Source organism: Flaviflexus ciconiae (assembly GCF_003971195.1).
GTDB lineage: Bacteria > Actinomycetota > Actinomycetes > Actinomycetales > Actinomycetaceae > Flaviflexus > Flaviflexus ciconiae.
Window position 1 is genome coordinate 570,091 of sequence record NZ_CP034593.1, and the last position, 17,915, is coordinate 588,005.

12 protein-coding genes and 1 tRNA gene are annotated in these 17,915 nt (G+C 61.1%); 8 read left to right on the forward strand and 5 right to left on the reverse strand.

Annotation, left to right across the window (positions count from 1 at the left end):
* Nucleotides 1-120: 120 nt before the first annotated feature.
* Nucleotides 121-4,377: a DUF11 domain-containing protein gene (locus tag EJ997_RS02655; RefSeq protein WP_126703213.1), complete on the forward strand. Its 4,257-nt coding sequence runs from the start codon at nucleotides 121-123 to the stop codon at nucleotides 4,375-4,377.
* 61 nt (nucleotides 4,378-4,438) lie between these two features.
* Here the strand turns inward: EJ997_RS02655 and EJ997_RS02660 are convergent, their stop codons facing one another.
* Nucleotides 4,439-4,906 (reverse strand): tRNA (cytidine(34)-2'-O)-methyltransferase, encoded by a 468-nt coding sequence (locus tag EJ997_RS02660; protein WP_126703214.1) that lies wholly within the window; start codon nucleotides 4,904-4,906, stop codon nucleotides 4,439-4,441.
* A gap of 13 nt (nucleotides 4,907-4,919) precedes the next feature.
* Nucleotides 4,920-5,450: a YbhB/YbcL family Raf kinase inhibitor-like protein gene (locus EJ997_RS02665; protein WP_126703215.1), complete on the reverse strand. Its 531-nt coding sequence runs from the start codon at nucleotides 5,448-5,450 to the stop codon at nucleotides 4,920-4,922.
* A gap of 134 nt (nucleotides 5,451-5,584) precedes the next feature.
* On the opposite strand from EJ997_RS02665, the gene EJ997_RS12835 reads away from it, so the two are divergent.
* From EJ997_RS12835 to EJ997_RS02690, 6 genes are all read left to right on the forward strand, one after another.
* Nucleotides 5,585-6,214, forward strand: coding sequence for a hypothetical protein (locus EJ997_RS12835; protein WP_164719737.1), 630 nt, complete (start codon nucleotides 5,585-5,587; stop codon nucleotides 6,212-6,214).
* The gene (locus tag EJ997_RS02670) at nucleotides 6,211-7,827 is read left to right on the forward strand and encodes a DNA polymerase Y family protein (RefSeq protein ID WP_164719739.1); all 1,617 of its coding nucleotides are present in this window, start codon (nucleotides 6,211-6,213) and stop codon (nucleotides 7,825-7,827) included. Before EJ997_RS12835 ends, EJ997_RS02670 begins: the two co-directional genes overlap by 4 nt.
* Entirely contained in the window at nucleotides 7,827-11,099 is a 3,273-nt protein-coding gene (locus EJ997_RS02675) for an error-prone DNA polymerase (RefSeq protein ID WP_126703217.1), read from the forward strand. Before EJ997_RS02670 ends, EJ997_RS02675 begins: the two co-directional genes overlap by 1 nt.
* Before the next feature lie 81 nt (nucleotides 11,100-11,180).
* Nucleotides 11,181-11,636, forward strand: a complete 456-nt coding sequence (locus EJ997_RS02680; RefSeq protein ID WP_126703218.1) for a hypothetical protein — start codon at nucleotides 11,181-11,183, stop codon at nucleotides 11,634-11,636.
* Complete coding sequence (locus EJ997_RS02685; RefSeq protein WP_126703219.1) at nucleotides 11,633-12,574, forward strand: hypothetical protein; 942 nt, start codon at nucleotides 11,633-11,635, stop codon at nucleotides 12,572-12,574. The genes EJ997_RS02680 and EJ997_RS02685 overlap by 4 nt, the downstream gene beginning before the upstream one ends.
* Before the next feature lie 29 nt (nucleotides 12,575-12,603).
* Entirely contained in the window at nucleotides 12,604-13,896 is a 1,293-nt protein-coding gene (locus EJ997_RS02690) for a UTP--glucose-1-phosphate uridylyltransferase (RefSeq protein ID WP_126704908.1), read from the forward strand.
* A gap of 201 nt (nucleotides 13,897-14,097) precedes the next feature.
* On the opposite strand, the gene EJ997_RS02695 is transcribed toward EJ997_RS02690, so the two are convergent.
* Nucleotides 14,098-14,182, reverse strand: a tRNA-Leu gene (locus EJ997_RS02695).
* Nucleotides 14,183-14,380: 198 nt separating this feature from the next.
* Here EJ997_RS02695 and EJ997_RS02700 point away from each other — a divergent pair.
* Complete coding sequence (locus EJ997_RS02700; RefSeq protein WP_126703220.1) at nucleotides 14,381-15,418, forward strand: GNAT family N-acetyltransferase; 1,038 nt, start codon at nucleotides 14,381-14,383, stop codon at nucleotides 15,416-15,418.
* Between the two features lie 123 nt (nucleotides 15,419-15,541).
* Here EJ997_RS02700 and EJ997_RS02705 read toward each other — a convergent pair whose 3' ends face one another.
* The gene (locus EJ997_RS02705; protein ID WP_126703221.1) at nucleotides 15,542-16,183 is read right to left on the reverse strand and encodes a hypothetical protein; all 642 of its coding nucleotides are present in this window, start codon (nucleotides 16,181-16,183) and stop codon (nucleotides 15,542-15,544) included.
* Nucleotides 16,164-17,501, reverse strand: a complete 1,338-nt coding sequence (locus EJ997_RS12840; RefSeq protein WP_164719741.1) for a gamma-glutamylcyclotransferase — start codon at nucleotides 17,499-17,501, stop codon at nucleotides 16,164-16,166. The genes EJ997_RS02705 and EJ997_RS12840 overlap by 20 nt, the downstream gene beginning before the upstream one ends.
* Nucleotides 17,502-17,915: the final 414 nt, after the last annotated feature.

The window sequence follows — 17,915 nt, forward strand, 5'->3', positions numbered from 1 at the left end:
CGACCAATCGCGGCAAGTGCCGTCAGCGGGAGGTGGAGCCATGGATAGCATCTGGATCCCGGTGGCGCTCCTCGTCATCGGCATCGCGTCGCTCGCCCTTCTCCTAGCAAGGAGGGGCAAATGAAGAAACCGCTAGCGGTGGCGGCACTGATCGGTCTCATGTCAGCTGCCGGTATTCCCGTAGCTCAGGCGGACCTGAGCGCGACTCTGAACGCGAGGTGGGACCGGCCCCCGGATATTGTCCATTCCGGTGACGGCCTCATGGCGAACGTCGAGTGGGACGCGAACTACGCCCACGGGTTCATTGACGAGGCGGAACCCACCTCCGCGACGTTCCTCATCACGGTGGATTCGGGTGCGTTCATGGCGCTGCCGGATCAGTGTGGGGATGGCTCCTCGCTCACCCCGACACGAATCGAATGCGTTCTTGAAACTCCGGACGATAATGGAATCGCGGGTTCTCTCCCCGTTGCTGTTCGCGCGCAGGGATCGACCGGTGACCAAGTGTCGCTGACGGTCACCGATCCGCACGGGAACGTTGCTTCGACACGGAAGCTCGACATCACGGCAGAGTCGGGAATTGACATTTCGTTGGTCCCGGCTGCGATCCACGCAGCCAACTACGTGTTCCACGAGACCATTGAGGCAACCTCGGCGGTCCCGATCATGGTGTCGGTGCCGTTCGGGGCTGAACCTCTGACCGGTAATGTCTCACTCACCCTTGATGTAGACACGTTCGTGGGGCCGGATGTCATGGAGAACAAGGCTTCGATGTCAATTGTTCCCGTGACGGCCGGTGCGACCGTCACGGGCGTGGCGGCGAACGGCGAGAACTACGAGGTTCCGGACGTGACGGTCGTTGAAGACGGGAGCCAAGTAACTCTGACGTTCCCGGTGCCGGAAGCGGTTGTCGCACCGACCGTGGACGGAGCGGGCAATGCTCTTGACACGGTTCCGGTTGCCTCCTTCGCGCTGAGCTTCGACTATCCGGTTTCCGATCCGGTTCTCGACAACGATGAGATCTCCTGGTCCGTCGAGGTTGTGTCGTTCAAGGCGCAAACAGAATCCGGTCCGGTGACGGAGCAGGTGCGGACAACCAATGACCGCATGCAGTCTTCGCTTGTGACGATGGGATCCGCGAGCGCCAAGTTCGTGAACGGCAGGGCGCCGGATGCTGGCGGAATCATTGCCGTGCCGGGTGATGATCCGGCGGATCTGCCGGTCGTTCATTCAGCGGTGTGGGATGAGAGCCTGGGTACCGGTGTGTTGTCTGCGGGTGCGAATCACTGGTTGGGCCGCGGGCCGATTTTGCCGGGCGACCAGATGGTCGGCATCATCAACGCCGCCTACTACGTGGGCCGGAGCCCGTCTGACTATCAGCCGGGAACGACTCACGCGTACTGCCTGATTTTTGACAGGGAGAGTGGGACGACTTCCTACAACGGCAAGTACGCCGTTGAGGAGCTGGATAAGTACACGGTTGAGTACTTGACCGGTGACATTCCTGGTGGCTTTAAGACTCCGGACTGCGGGCAAGGTTCGTGGACCGAGGTTGAGCCCGACGATCCAACGGCTATCCGCATCCTGTTTGATCCGGCGGAACAGGCTGCTCCGTTCGAGGTGCGGCCGCTGCTCGGTGCCGGATACTTGGCGTCGGAAGACCTCAAGGAAGGAGAGCGTGCCTGGATGTCGGGTGGTTTCACTCTCGACATCGACAACAAGCCGTGGATCATGTCGTCCACGTCGATCTCCCAGCTGCCGGGGTCCGAGTACGGGGCGACAAACAGTTTCCGCGATGCGGTGGAGGTCGTGCCGTCGCGTACGTCGGTGCGCCTCGATGCCTCGGCTGACAGCGTGTCGCGCGGTGAAGAGTTTTCGTGGCTGGTTGATACGCAGATTTCTGCGGCGCCGTTCGCTGACCGCGGTTCGGACACGGTGGAGCACCGGCTCGTCCTTCCGGCCGGTGTTGAATATGTTGACTCTCCGGTCGATCCGACCGTTGCGGAGGAACATGGCAGGCAGGTGCTTACCTGGTCGTCGACGGTCAACGTTGGCGATGTGAAGACGAGCGAGATTGTGGCTGTCCATCGGACGGGTACGGGCACGCTGGAGGCGGAAGTCTCCGTTGAGAACCTGACGGCTGATTATCTGACCGAAGACAGCGATCGGGCAACCGTGGTCGCGGAGGCATCATCGGGAACATACCTGACGAAGTCGACGGAGTCGGATGAGTTTGCGCTAGACGGCTCGAATCGTTGGACGGTGACGCTCGAGAATCGAGATTCTCAATCCGTTGACGTGGCTGACACGATCGATATTCTTCCAGTCGAGGGTGATGGTCGAGGGACGCGCACGTCCGCTGATATTGCGGTGACGGAGCTTGCCGGGGGAGAGGTGTGGGTGACATCGGTTGATCCGGCCGATATTGACCCGGATCCCCTTGCGTGGTCGAATGGCTCAATTGGACGGCCGTCACGGATGTGGGACGAGTGGTATGGCCAGGACGATGTCACGGCCGTCCGCTGGATCTCCCGGAATGTTGGACCCGGCCAGAAGGCTACGTACACGATCGACTACACGGTGGATGGGGCGACGAATGGCGACCTGCTCGTCAACTCGGCCCAGACCCGCACCGCGGGTGCGAAGACGACGATGATCAATTCCAGTTCATCAACGACCGTTGGTGAGCCGGCCGATCTGCAGGTCGACAAGGCGCTTATTGGCTCCGGCAGTTCGCTAGCCGCTGGTGAGGAACTGACGTTTGCCATAACCGTGCGGGGAACCGGTCCCGGTACCGTGCGCGGTGCCACGGTTGCCGATATCCCTATCACGGGTCTGGAGGATGCCACATTCACCGAGGTTAGCGTCGGAACTGCGGATGGGGCCGTGTGGCGGATTGGGGACCTTCCCGAGAATGAGATTGTGACGGCAACGGTGACGGCAACCGCCACCGGAGGACCCGTGGAGAACATGCTGGTGGGCGACGTCTGTGACGACGACTGCGTCCCCGTTGAACCCCCAGCATGCGAACCGAATGTCGACGTCTATTCGGACACCGACCGCTGCGACTATGTCGTTCTTGAGGAGCAACCGGTTCTCAAGGTCGACAAGACCCTCGACGGTGAGCTTCCGGCAAGCGGTGAAGCCAGCTTCACGATCACGGTTCTGAACGATGCTGTGCCGACAGACGGTGTTGTTACGACCGCCACGGAGGTTGTTGCAACCGACCTTGCGGGCACCGGACTTGACCCTGAGACCATCGCGTGGTCAAACCTGTCCCAGGGTAGTAACGACGGTGCAAGCTGGATGATCGGTAGCCTGCCGGCAGGTGAGAAGGTCACGGCCACCGTCACCGGTGATCTGCTGCCCGATGCTCAGCGGGTCGTCAACGCCGTCTCGGTCAGGAACCCGGTCCTGCCGCGAGAGCTTACGGAGCCGGCGGATGCGGTTCCGAACGAGACCGTCGAGGAAGATACGGACCAGGCCGATGTTGTCGACATCAGCAGGCCCGGCAGGCTCGCCGTCAACAAGGAGTTCGTTCAGCTGCAGGACGGGAGCATTGAGTTCCTCATCGAAGTTGGCAACCTCGGTGGCCGGACCATTTCCGATGTTGTTGTCGTCGATGTGGCAGACCCCGATCTCGTGAACGTTGTGTTGAGCGAACCAACGTCCGGAACCGTTGACGAACTGTCCTGGCTGGTTGGGACTCTCGAGCCAGGTCAGGTCGAGAAGGTTACCGTCACCGCGACTGTTGCCCCCGACGCCTCGGAGGTCACCAACCAGGTGCGAGCAGACGGCGAGGGGTTCCCACACCCCGGAACCTTCGAACCGAACCCCAGTCTTGACACGGATACCGACCAGGGTGACACCGTCGTTGTTGACATCCCGCGAGCAGAGCTCCGGCTCGACAAGAGGGTTCTCTCCGTCAATGGAGGAACAATCAACTTCGAAATCGAGGTCTGCAACATTGGAACGGGACCGGCCGGATCGGTGACCGTCACAGATCCCGGAGGAGTCAATCTCGAGAAGGTCGACTCCGACGATGAACGATTCCAGGACGGTACGTTCTTCCTCGGGGAACTCACCGCGGGACAGTGCCAGACCCTCACCGCGCAGGGAACCGCAACCCAGTACGGAACGAACGTTGCCTTCGTAGACTCCCCGAACGACCCGTTCGAGGAAGGCTTGAACCAGCGGAATGACTCCATCGAAGAAGACATCGACGGCTGGGACGAAGTGGACTTCGAGATTGTTCCTCCCACGCCCTACCCGGGTGAACTACCGCTCACCGGCCCCAATGCCGTCACCGTTATTGTCGGAGGCCTCGGGCTTCTGGGCCTTGGCGTGGGACTCCTCCTTGCAAGAAGGAGAGCATAGCGCAAGGGCTTAGCGGCAGTGAAGACTGCCGAGCAGTATAATCCAGGGCGGGTTCGTCGAGCTAAACGGCTCCGGCGAACCCGTTCTGGCGCCACGCCTCATAGATCGCAATCGATGCCGAATTAGCCAGATTAAGAGACCGAATGCTCGGCTGCATCGGAATGCGCAGTCGAGACGTAACCGCTTCATGGTCCATGACGTGCTCGGGCAAGCCGGTCGGTTCCGGTCCAAACAGCAGAACATCGCCCGGACGATACTTCACATCCGCATAGGAATTCGTCGTGTGACCGGTGAACGCAAAGATCCTTCGGTCCTCGCCCAGTGCCGCAAGAAGAGCATCCCAGTTAGCATGAATCTTTAGCTCGGCCAGATCGTGATAGTCAAGGCCCGCACGGCGCAGATGAGCGTCATCAAAGTTAAAGCCAAGCGGCTCAACAAGGTGAAGGGTGATCCCCGTGCACGCCGACAGTCGGATCGCGTTACCGGTATTCGAAGGGATGCAGGGCTCGTAGAAGACGACGTCAAACACGAGCCAAGACTACCTACTGTTGATACGTCACTTCCAACGTGGCCCGAGCAATCGTGTGGAACAGCGCATTGAAAGAGACCGCGGTGGCAGAAACCTCCTCCGCATCGAGCTCCAGCGTCGGCACATCGAGCGCATGAACGGCGAAGATGTAGCGGTGCGGGCGATCACCGGCGGGCGGATTCGCGCCCTCCCAGCCCCACACCCCACCATCGGTCCGGGCGTGAGCCGCAGCCCCCGGCAAGAATAGGTCAGACTCGCCCTGGCCGCGCTCGAGATACGTCACCGTTGAATCCAGGTCAAGAATGATCCAATGCCAGTAACCCGACGGAGTTGGTGCATCCGGATCGAAGCAGGTGACAACAAAACCTTTCGTCTCCTCCGGGAAGTCCCGCCACGACAGGTGAGGGGACACATTATCGTGCGGCTTCACATGCAAAACAGGCATCTGCTCCCCGGCGACAAGATCATCCGACTCGAGAACAAAAGCCGGAACCTGAGGAAGTAGTTCGTAGGGATCTGGTGCAACAGGACGATCAAGATTCATGCCCCCAGTGTATGCCACGCATCACATAAGGCCAGGACATCGGGGTGGTGAGCCAGAAATTCCGGGTCGATTTTTGTCGAACACGGCCCTACACTGATTATCGAACAAACGTTCTAATTCTGGAAGGGTGGGACATGAATCAGATGCAGCGACTCGCGCATGCGAGGAGTGTCCTTATGCAGGCAGAAACTGCCAGCGGGCTCACTCGAACAGAGGAAAAAGAGGGCTGGCAAACCCCCGAAGCCCTTACTCCTGTCCTGCCCTCGCTCAAACCCGGAATCCTTGCCGTCACCGGATCGGCCACGGTCCTCCTGTCAATCGCCGGACAGGCCTCCAGCCAAGGAGCCTGGGTTGCCCTCCTCGGGCTTCCCTGGGTCGGGTGGGGAGCTGCCGCCGAACACGGCCTCGACCTCAGCCGCACCGCCCACATCCCCGAACCCGGCCCCCGTTCCGCCGAGGTCCTGACCGCGCTCGCGGATGGCTTCGATGTCATTGCGACGGGCCGACTGGGCCTTTCCGTGCGTGAACAGCGTGCCATTGCCCAGCGGGTGCGGAGCAGAGGCGCCAGTATCCTCGCCTCGGAATGGACCACTGCCTCCTCAACTCTTCAGGTCGAGGGTGGGGGAGTGAGCGGATGCGAAGACGGCATCGGCCACGTCAAAGACCTACGGTTTATGGTCTCGTCCGGCTTCTCCCGGGTGGAATGCCTGTGGACGGATCAGGGTTTGGTCCCCGCTCCCCGGATACTGCAGGCGGTGTCATGATGCTTGGAACCTTGCGGGGTGCCCTCTGGGTTCCCGACTGGCCGGTGGCGGCGGCAATCGCCTCATCCTTGGCCCTACCCGAATCACCGGTCGCGGTATGCGACACGAAGGTGCGGGCCGCGAGTCCCGCCGCTAGAAAGCTTGGGGTCAGACAGGGCGACACCCGCAGAAAGGCGCTGTCTCTCGTCCCGGACCTCCTGATCGTCCCAAGGGATGACGAGCGGGACATGAAGGTGTTCGCTGGTGTGCTGGACGCGATCGACGATCACGTGGCGTCAACCGTGATCCTGCGGCCGGGGCTCGTGACCTTCGGTGCGCAGGCCCCAGCCCGCCTGGCAGGTGGGCTGGACGAGCTGGCTTCCGCCCTCATCTCTTGGGTTGCGGAGCAGGCGGAAGAATCTCAGGTGGGCTACGGGTGTGGCCTCCTGACGTCTATTTTGGCGGCCCGGGAAGGTGCCACTGTTCCCGCGGAAAAGACCGAGTCTTTCCTTGCCCCGTTTCCGCTGGAGGCGGTCCTGGTAGCGGCGGGAACCGAGACAATCCGAAAGGACTGGACAGAGACAATCGACACGCTTCAGTCCCTGGGAATCCGCACCGTTGGGCAGCTTGCCGATCTGGATCACGGTCAGGTGGCGTCCCGCTTCGGCCTGATTGGAACAATCCTGTGGTGCCTCTGCCGAGGTGCCGACCATGCGGTTCCCCAGACCACGGCACCCGCCGGGGAGATCGCGGTACGCCGACACGCCGAGGGAATTGCAAACGAAGAGCAGGCCACGTTCTTCGCAAAGGCGCTCTCGGACGAACTGGCGCAGAAGCTGGGGCAACGCATGCAAGTATGCGGCCAGCTAACCGTCGGGGCACGTTTTTCCAACGGCGCGGAAAAAAGCAGAACATGGTCCGTTGACGGCGCCCACCGGGCCCGGGACATCACAGACCGGGTTCGCTGGCAGATCTCGGGCTGGCTTGATCAGCGCCGCGAACACCCCCTCGGGGAACTCATCCACCTGGAACTTGTCGCCACCGACCTGTCGTCGGCAGGTAGCCATCAGCCGTCCCTCTGGGGTGACCGCAGGCGCGGACGGGAGCAGGCGCAACGCAGTGTCCTGCGGATCCAGGGCATGCTCGGAGATTCATCAGTGCAGTCGGTCAAGCTAACCGGAGGGCGCTCTCCCGATTCCGTGGCTGAATTCGAGAACTGGCATGCGACCTCGGAACAGAAGAGCCCAGAAGAACCCTGGGTGGGTGCAATCCCCAAGCCCTGGCCCTCCGTCGTCTTTCCAACACCGCCACGAGTTGTGCTGTCCTGCAAGTGCGGAGGAGCGCTCTATGTCGGAGAAGAAATCGAGCTGGCCTGCCTCGGATGCGAAAATCCTCGCCCGGTCAGCCTCTCCCTCGTAGGCGGAAAGAAACCCGACTCAAGCTATGCTCACGCAGCTTGCTACTACTCGAGCAAAGTGCAGGTGTGGAACCATGCGGGACCCTGGAACGTATCGGGCCGGTGGTGGGCACGCGACGCATATCGACGCGCCTACCTGCAGCTCGGAGTTGAAGGGCCAGCGGCCCTCGTCTACCGCAGCGGCTCGAGCTGGTTCCTGGAGGGGATCTACAGCTGATGACCCCCCGGTACGCCGAGCTCCACGCACATTCGGCCTTCTCCTTTCTTGACGGAGCATCCCTGCCGGAAGATCTCGTGGGCCGGGCAGTCGACCTTGAACTATCCGCCCTGGCACTGACCGATCACGACGGCCTTCCCGGGGTGGTCCAGCTTGCGACCGCCGCGAGAGCCGCGGACCTGCCCACGGTGATCGGATCCGAACTGTCACTACCCCTACCGGGACAGGTCTATGCCGCAAAGCGAGCCGGTGAAAAAGACCCGGAGGGCACGCACCTTCTTGTTCTAGCGCGCGGAGTCGAAGGATATCGCAGACTGTCATCGGCAATCGGCGAGGCGCAACTCGCTGCAGGACAGAAGGGACGAGCCAACTACACCCTCGAAGGACTCGCGGAATCCTCGGGAGGACACTGGAACATCCTGACCGGATGCCGGAAAGGACACGTCCGGCTCGCCCTCGAAGAAGAAGGCATCGAAGGAGCAAGCAGGGAACTGGACCGTCTCATTGCTCTCTTCGGTCGGGACAGCGTCTCCGTTGAACTTGTTGATCTCGGCTACCCGGATGATCGGGAACGCAACAGGGCGCTCGCGGAGCTAGCCTGCGAACATCGGGTCCGTGCGGTTGCTACCGGCCAAGTCCACTACGCGACCGCGGAGGATCGTCCGCTCGCAGATACTCTGGCGGCGATACGGAGCCGTTCCACTCTTGACGAGATGGATGCCTGGCTACCCTCCTCCGGGGCCTACCTGCGTTCCGACCGGGAAATGAGAGCTATCCATTCCCGCCACGAGTACGCGGTCGATGCTGCGGGGGAGCTGGGGGCCGAACTGGCTTTCGACCTTCAGCTGGTTGCTCCGCAGTTACCGCCCTTCCCCGTCCCCGCCGGGCATACGGAAGCGACATGGTTGCGGGAGCTCACGTACCGCGGGGCTGCGAAAAGGTACGGCAAGCGTGGCCCGGGGGCAGTTCCCGGTGCCTGGGAACTTATCGATCACGAGCTCGAAATCATCGAGGACCTTGGCTTCCCCGGCTATTTCCTTATCGTCCACGAGATCGTCGACTTCTGCAGGCAGTCCGACATTTTCTGCCAGGGCCGCGGCTCCGCAGCAAACTCCGCAGTCTGCTTCTCCCTCGGTATCACCGCCGTTGATGCTGTTAAGCACAAGATGCTGTTCGAAAGGTTCCTGTCTCCTGGTAGGAGCGGCCCTCCCGATATCGATATCGACATCGAATCGGGCAGGAGAGAAGAAGTCATCCAGCACGTGTACGAAAGGTATGGGCGCAGGCATGCGGCCCAGGTCGCGAACGTCATCAGCTACCGACCGAAGATGGCGGTGCGGGATGCGGGACGCGCCCTCGGATTTGAACTTGGACAGGTCGATGCCTGGGCGAAATCCGTGGAGCGCTGGGGCTCCCTCGTCTCACCCGACGATGGGGAAGGAGGGGAATCCGAGACCGCCACGGACTCGGTTGACGGTATTGACCCGCTCGTTCTAGACATCGGCCAGCAAATGCTTCGCCTACCCCGCCACCTGGGTATTCACTCCGGAGGCATGGTCATGTGCCACGGCCCCGTCATCGATGTTTGCCCGGTGGGCTGGGCGACCGCACCTGGCCGCACGGTCCTCCAATGGGACAAAGACGACTGTGCAGAAGCCGGACTCGTCAAATTCGATCTGCTCGGCCTCGGCATGCTGACAGCCCTCCGCCTTGCTTTCACCGAGATTGCCCGCCACGGTGTGGTCGATGAATCTGGTGCACCCTACGAGCTCCACACCGTCCCCCAAGAGGACCCGGAAATCTACGACCTGCTGTGTGCCGCCGACACCGTCGGAGTGTTCCAAGTGGAGTCCCGCGCACAGATGAGTACCCTCCCAAGGCTTCGCCCCAGGGTTTTTTACGACATCGTCGTGGAAGTTGCCCTGATCCGCCCCGGACCTATCCAGGGCAATGCCGTCAACCCCTACATTGCTCGCCGCCGCGGCCGCGAGCCGGTCACCTATCCCCACCCGCTCCTCAAACCCGCCCTCGAGAAAACCCTTGGGGTGCCGCTCTTCCAGGAACAACTCATGCAGATCGCCGTCGACGCCGCAGGCTTCACCGCAGCCGAAGCCGACCAGCTCCGCAAAGCCATGGGCTCAAAAAGATCCGCCCAGCGCATGGAAGCCCTCCACCTCAAGCTCACGGACGGCATGGGAGCCAACGGAATCGATGCAGTTACCGCAGAGCAGATTTACGACAGTCTCAAAGCTTTTTCCGACTTCGGCTTCCCCGAATCACATGCCTTCTCCTTTGCCTATCTCGTCTACGCCAGCTCCTGGCTCAAAGTGCACCACCCCGAAGCGTTCTACATGGGGATCCTGGGGGCCCAACCGATGGGCTTTTACTCCCCGCAAAGCCTCGTCGCCGACGCTCGCAGGCACGGCGTGAGAGTGGCCCGCCCCGACATCAACCACTCCGAAGTTGAAGCCTCCCTCGAACAAAGCACGGACCGGGTCCCGGGTGAAGACCGCCAGCCCCAGCATCCGCCCCGGAACCTCGTCCACCCCGACCAGAACCTCGTCCTCAGGTTAGGGCTCACCTCGGTCAAAGGACTCGGAGAAGCCGCCGACAGAATCTGCGAAGCCCGAAAGGAGCAATCCTTTCGGTCCATGGCTGACCTCGCCAGGAGGGCGCGGCTGGGGGAGAAGGACCTACGAACCCTCTCAGAGGCCGGGGCTCTCACCTCGATCGGTACCACTCGCAGGGAAGGCATGTGGGCTGCCGGGCCGCTTGGACACGAAGAAACCGTTGCTCACGGCTGGATCCAACCCACCATCCCCGGAACCGAGGTCGGGACAGTCGCCCCGACACTCCCTAACATGACAAGAGCCGAAACGATCGTCGCCGACGTCCTCACCACCGGCATATCCTCCGACTATCCAACCGTCCTTATTCGAGACCGACTCACCGCCCAAGGAATTCGCACCATCGCCGACATCACCACCGCACCGATCGGAACCAGGCTCCGCGTTGGAGGAATCGTCACCCACCGCCAACGCCCCCACACGGCACGCGGGACAATCTTTCTCTCAATCGAAGACGAAACGGGCCTCCTCAACGTCGTCTGCTCTTCCGGGCTCTGGAACCGTTACCGAGAGATCGCACGGCGATCGCGAGCCCTCGTTATCCGCGGCATGGTGGAACGTGCGGACGGTACCGTCAACTTTGTTGCTGACGGATTTGAGAACCTTCCGCTGGCACTTCCAGTTCGCTCAAGAGATTTCCGTTAATCTGTTCGCCCAACGCGTCTTGTGCGGCGCGGATCTTCACTGAACGATAGAGTTAAGGACGAAAACAAGGGAGAGAAACTGATGGGAAGATTCCGTTTACTGCTTCGCTGGGCGATCGTCGCGGGGCCTACGGTCCTCCGTATGGTCCGCACCTACGCGCCCGTCATCAAGAAGCTCATCGATTCCAACCCTGAGGCCGTATCCAAGCTGACGGGCAAGCTCAAGGACTACCAGGGAGCCAAGGAAAAGAAGGGCGTGGCCGGTGCTTCCGCACGCCTTGAGGTCCTCCGTGAACAGGTCACCTACCTGTATGGTTCGGCCAACACCCCCGAGGTTGCCGAGAAGGCCATGGCCTGGAAGGGGCAGCTCGCAAAGATCGAGTCTTCGATTCCGCTCATCGAGGTCCTGTCCGCGAAGGAACAAAAGAAGAAGCTCAAGGAAATCAACGAACGTATCGACGACCTGTCGAACGAGATCCTGGCCGCCGTTGTCGAAGACGATATCCAGGATGCTGAGGTTATTGACGAGGACCAGTGACGGACACCCCGCACGACCCGACGATCCTGCCGTCGGCTAACACCCCCGAGCCCGACTACGAGCCCGGGGATCTTCGCCCGAGCCCGGCACCTATTCCGCCGCGGCCCGAAGGATCTCGCGTCAATCCCCACGGCATTAAACGTTCCACCGGCGAGTTCAGTGCGCCGTCCGGCGAATACAGTAGTGGGGGATGGACACCGGCCCGGCCGGCACGCTCACCGGGTGCTAACCCCGGGCAACCCGGAGCGCAACGAACCCAGGGGCAACGGTTACCGGCTACCGGCAACCCTGCGGGCCACCCGGCGCCGCAGCAGTACGCGCAGGGCACGGGACCTCGCACCGGGGGAGCACCGTACTGGTCCAGCCCAAGCGCACCGTCTGGCCCCACGGCGGCCTCCGGGCCGAGCGCTACCTCCGGTCCAAGTATCGGTGGCCCGAACCCCAATTACGCCCAGCACCTGCAAGCCTTCCCCGGCAGGGTCAGCCATCGAGCGAACCGGGATCGGGAATCTCCCATTGGCGCAATAGGCGGCCTGTTTGCACTGCTGGGAACATGTCTCGCACTGATCGCGCCCTTCACGACTCTTATCAACCAGCCCGATGCAATCAGCCTGTGGGGAGCCACCTATGGCTCGGAGAACTCCTACATTGTTTTCGCGGGCGCTGCCGTCGGCATTGCCGGTGCGGTTCTTCTCCTGCTTTCCCTCAAGAGCAAACGCAAAGCCACGATCGGTGGCTTTGCTGGAATAGTGGCAGGTTTCGTAATTGGTGCCATTACGGCCTATTTGGTGACAAACTCAGACCATAGGGATGTCATCGCACAGGGCGGAACCTTTGGACCGGGAGTCTGGCTGCTGATCTTCGCGGCCTGCTGCCTGCTCATTGGTGGAATTCTGGGCCTGGCACGCGGAACAGTCACCTCGGAAGGAACACAGTGACACACATCGGGACACCAGCGGTTGAGAAGATGAGAGCCGCCGGGCTCGACGAGCTCGCTATCCGGGTTTTTGAACAGAATATTGAAACGGTCGCCAGGGGAGAAGTGGGCTATATCCGCGAACGCGACATTGAACCCCTCACCAATATTGACGAATTCACGGGCGAGGGGTCCGTAGGCTCCGCCATCGCCCACACCGCTGTCATTAAGCTCAACGGCGGCCTCGGCACATCCATGGGGCTCCAGGCCGCGAAGTCTCTTTTGCCGGTGACTCCCGACAAGACTTTCCTCGACATCATCGTTAGCCAGGTCATGTCGGTCCGCAAGGAACATAATGTTGAGCTTCCGCTTATTTTTATGAATTCCTTCCGCACCGATGAGGACACTCTCGACTACCTGTCCCGGTACGAGGATCTGGCAACCCCCGGAATCCCGCTCTCTTTTATCCAGAATCGCGTTCCGAAACTCCGACGAGACGATCTGAGCCCGGTTGAGTGGGAGAAGAACCCGGAGCTCGAATGGACACCACCCGGTCACGGTGACCTCTACACGGCCCTTCCCGGCTCCGGCATGCTCGCCACGCTCATTGACCGCGGCTTCCGCTACGCCATGGTGACCAACTCCGACAACCTCGGCTCCTATCCGGACCCGGTCCTGGCACAGTGGTTCGCGGATTCCGGCGCCCCGTTCGCAATGGAAGTGTGTAGGCGCGAGCCGAGCGACCGCAAGGGTGGGCACCTGGCACGGCGCATATCGGACGGCAAGATTATTCTCCGCGAAGTAGCGCAAACCTCGCCGGATGATGTTGACGCCTTCCAGGACATTGACCGTCACCGCTACTTCAACACCAACACCCTGTGGCTTGATCTTGAAGCACTCGCTGTTGAGCTTGCTTGCAACGATGGTTACCTTGGTCTTCCCGTTATCCGAAATGCCAAACTCGTTGACCCAACCGACCCAACCTCCACCGGGGTGTATCAGTTGGAGACCGGTATGGGATCCGCCATCGAGATTTTCGACGGCTCGGTAGCGATCACGGTGGGACGGGATCGGTTCATGCCCGTGAAGACGACAAATGATCTTCTTCTGCTACGCTCCGATGTTTACGATATCGACGACAGCGGCCACATCGTGAAGACCGTCGATAAGGCACCCCTGGTCAAGCTCGACCCGGCCTACTTTGCCCACATGGACCAGTTTGATAAGCGCTGTCAGCATGTTCCTTCCTTAGCGGGAGCGACAAGCCTGACCGTTCATGGCGACTACACCTTCGAAGAGGGAACCGTAGCTACGGGCGATGCCGTGTTTGGTGAGGAAAGCTAAGCAACGGTGAATTAGAGCCAACGGCGGGCTGGTCGACCGGCCCGCCCACACAATTAGCGTGACTAGCCAGGCTAATGACCATGCGCAGCAGGGCGGATACGCCGGCGATTCCGGGAGTATCCGGATTGGTGCCCGAAGAAAACTTGTTTCTGAGAAAAAGAAAACGGCGAGAACCTTTCGGTATCTCGCCGTTTCCGACTGTGCGCGGAGAGGGACTTGAACCCTCACCCACTATACGTGGACTAGCACCTCAAGCTAGCGCGTCTGCCTATTCCGCCACCCGCGCAGGTGGCCCGGCCTTCGCCGAAGCAACGAATAAGAATTTATCACGACCCGGACGAGGTTAGCCAATTTCGCGGACGTTTTTTGGTGTGACGTCGCTCGCTGACAACTTTTTGTTGCTGAATGCTGTCACTTTCGGACGGTGGTGGGATGGCCGAGCCTGGAATATCGATCAGGGACGTGAACGAGTAATCTGGAAGGCATGCAGCCAGTTACTCTGACGACCGATCGTCTTCGCCTTGAGATCCCGACCGCCGAGCTTGTCGCCGAGGTGACGAGGATCTGCAACGATCCGGAGATACAGAAGTGGACGACGGTCCCGCATGGTTACACAGAGGAGCATGCGACCGAGTTCCTCGGCAACGCTCAATCCCTGTGGGAGAACGATAAGCCGATCTGGGCGATCTTCGCGGGTACTGAGCTCGTTGGCATGATTGACCTGCAAATGCCGGTCGGGCAGAACCTGAGGACCGCTGTTGGGTATTGGGCGGCTCCTGAGTACCGCGGCAATGGTTATCTGACCGAGGCTGTGCGAGCAGTCTGTTCGTTCGCTTTCGAGCAGGGGTGTATTGCTGTGGGATGGGCGTGCGAGGTGGATGGAACCGATATCAACTGGGCGAGCGCCAAGGTGGCCTGGAAGGTTGGCTTCCAGTTCGAGGGAATCAGGCGTGCCGCCATGTACGACAAGGGCAAGATTCGTGACTGCCTCGTGGGGACGCTGACTGCTGAGGATCCCATGGAGCCCCAGGGGCCCTGGATTGGCCCCTCCAAGGGTCGCCGCGCCGTCATGAACTCACGTGACCCGGAGGCACTTGTCCGGGAGTTCCACGAGACGTATGCGATGCCGATCGCAACCGATGGGCCGAACGTTGATCGGGAACGCACCCACATGCGCATGGCCCTGATTGCTGAGGAGTTCCACGAGCTTGTTACGGCCGTTTACGGCGAGTCCTCCGGTCAGATCGTCGCTGGAGCCTACGAGACTGCAGTTGAGGCGGACGATGGCACTCGCGACACCGTGGAGACTGCGGACGCTCTCGCAGACCTGGTCTACGTGATCTACGGGATGGCACTCGAGTCCGGTATCCCGCTCGAAGACGTGCTCCGTGAGGTACAGGCCGCTAATTTGTCGAAGCTGGGCGCGGACGGCAAGCCGATCTATCGTGAGGACGGCAAGGTCCTGAAGGGGCCCGACTATTTCCGTCCCCGGATCGACAGGGTTCTAGGCCTCGAAAAGTAGGTTCTCTCGAAAAGTGGATCGGGAACGACTGCTGACGAGCAGCAACTGAACGCCACGGACCCCGGTAGCTCACGCGACCGGGGTCCACTTCTTGATGTGTTCGCTTCGGCGAAAGCTTGCGGGCTAGAATTCCCACGTCCATCCCGACCCGTCGACTCCCCACGGGTTGTAGACGAGGTAACCGTGGTCGAGGCTCGTGTCGAGCGCAATGAGCCCGGATGCTGTCTCACCGGGGTTGATGAATGGGGCCGGCTGGTCTTCGAGGGCAAAGCACTCGTAGGAGGCGACGGTGATGACGTCGGCCTGAATGACTCCGTTCAGGTCTGTCAGGTAGAAGGCGTCGGGAGCAATTGTCAGGAACGGTTCCTCCCCGTCGTCCAAGTACTCCGAGTAGTCTTCTGACATTTCGGCCGAGATATCGAAGACAAGGAAGTCCTCGCCCTCGGGCTCTACGTCAACGGGATCGATACGTGAGGGGCATGTGTCAGCGTGTTCGATTGAGTTCACCGTGAGGGTGAAGATTGCTTCGTCGCCGCCGCCGGCCAGCCCGATAGGTTCGCCAAGCTCTCCCTGGACGTCGCCGGTGTCGGTGACTTCCGGGGTCTCCTCCGTTTGAATATCGTTGCCGCCGGTCTCCGGCTTGTTCGTGGCAACCGGGATGGGGTCAACGGATGGATCCCGGTCAGCATCAGCCCCGCTGGAGCAGGCTGCGATAAGTGCGAGTGCCGCGGCTCCACCGATAAGTTTAGAAGCGCGTGATATCACCGGAAATCACCTTCGTTCCGTAGTTCTTTGCGTAGCTTTCACGCCACGGCGTGGCGACGTAGACCCAGGCGTTCTTGTCGTGGGCCGTGCGTTCCTTTTGTCTGATGTAGTTCATTTTGTTGGGATCCCCTCCCGGGGTGTAGCCCTCCCAGTCATCCATGCGCCGCACTTCGGCGGTATAGGTTTCTTGCGGGAAGAACAGCATTTCACCGGTTAGCCCGGTCTTGCCCGGCACCGCCCAGGGCCACACCGGATAGGACGGGTAGGGGTGGTCGGTTACCCACAGTTCGAGCAACCCGGCACGGCTGAGGACGTTGAGATTGAATCGTCCCTGGACAACGTGATGTGCGGGTTGACCGGTGCGGAGCGTTCCGTAAACCATGACCGGTACCTGGCGGGGAAGCGGTGGCTCCTTGGGCGGCTCCGGCTCTTCGGGTTCCTCCGGGGGATCGGGCTCAACGGGCTTGCGGTGCACACCGGGCGTGTCCGTGGCATCCCCGTCCCAGTCACCGACAATCGCGGAGTCCTGCTCCCGACCGTACTTAATGACGGTCTGAGCAGGCCCCGACTCGAAGTCGTTCCTGATGTGCCATTCGATGCCGCGACGGACAGCAAATGTGTCTTGTCCGTCCCCATCCCAGTCGCCAACCTGGATCTCGTCACCATCGCGACCGTACTTGAACTCGTGGTCGGCAATGCCACCCGAGATCTCGTTCTTCACAAAGAAGGTGTGCCCCCGGCGGACAGCAAGGGTGTCGACACCGTCGCCATCCCAGTCGCCAACGAACACGTCGTCATCGGTGCGGCCGTACTTGAAGGTGACGTCGGGATCGCCGGACGTCAGGGAGTTGCGTAGGAAGAATTCGTGGCCCCGACGCGCACCGACCGTGTCGATACTGTCGCCATCCCAATCCCCAATGAGGAACTCATCGTCCCTGTGGCCGAACATGAGCCAGATATCGCGGTTGCCACCGGAGTTGGTGTTGCGGAGGTAGAAGTGCTGATCGCGGCGGACGCCAACGGTGTCGACACCGTCGCCGTCCCAGTCGCCGACAACCGGATGGTCGGTCGGCTTTCCGTACGTGAACTCAATGTCGGCATTGCCACCCTCCCACGAGTTATTGAGGAAGAAGTTGTGGTTATCGTCCGCGAGGAGTGACGTAAGCGGCGCGGCAGTGTCGTCGACAGGGACAGCATCTCGCGCCTCATCGTAGGGCCGAGCGTAGCTGTCGGGGGCTTCGGCGTCATCGCCGTCGTCCGCGACGGTTATGGGGCCGGCGATCATGATGGCCGAGACCGTTGCGGCTGTGAGCGCCATCAGCGGTGCTCGTCGAATGCGGGGATATCGTCGTATTCCTGGCATGCCATTCCTCGTGGGTTGTGCCTCTGGCAGGGTTGCTCACCCGGTCCCGGGATCATCCGGGACCGTTGGTGTGTTTCATATAACAGATGCTAGTGGCAATGCCACCGGCTCGCGACCGGCGAGGGCCGTGCTGAGATCATGGTAGTTGAGAGTTGACGTCGGGGCATCGCGAATAGTGCCGTCATGGCACCGCAAAGTAGTTCAGCGTTGATGATTATTGCTCTGGCGTGGACGTTGGTTCGCCAGCGATCGCCGAATGTGCATATGCCACATTGTGAGGTGCAGTCACCAGCCACGTGCGACAGATGCCTTACCTGTGAGGCACGGGAGAACGTCAGATAGGTGATCCAGCAACGTGGCGTGAGCAGG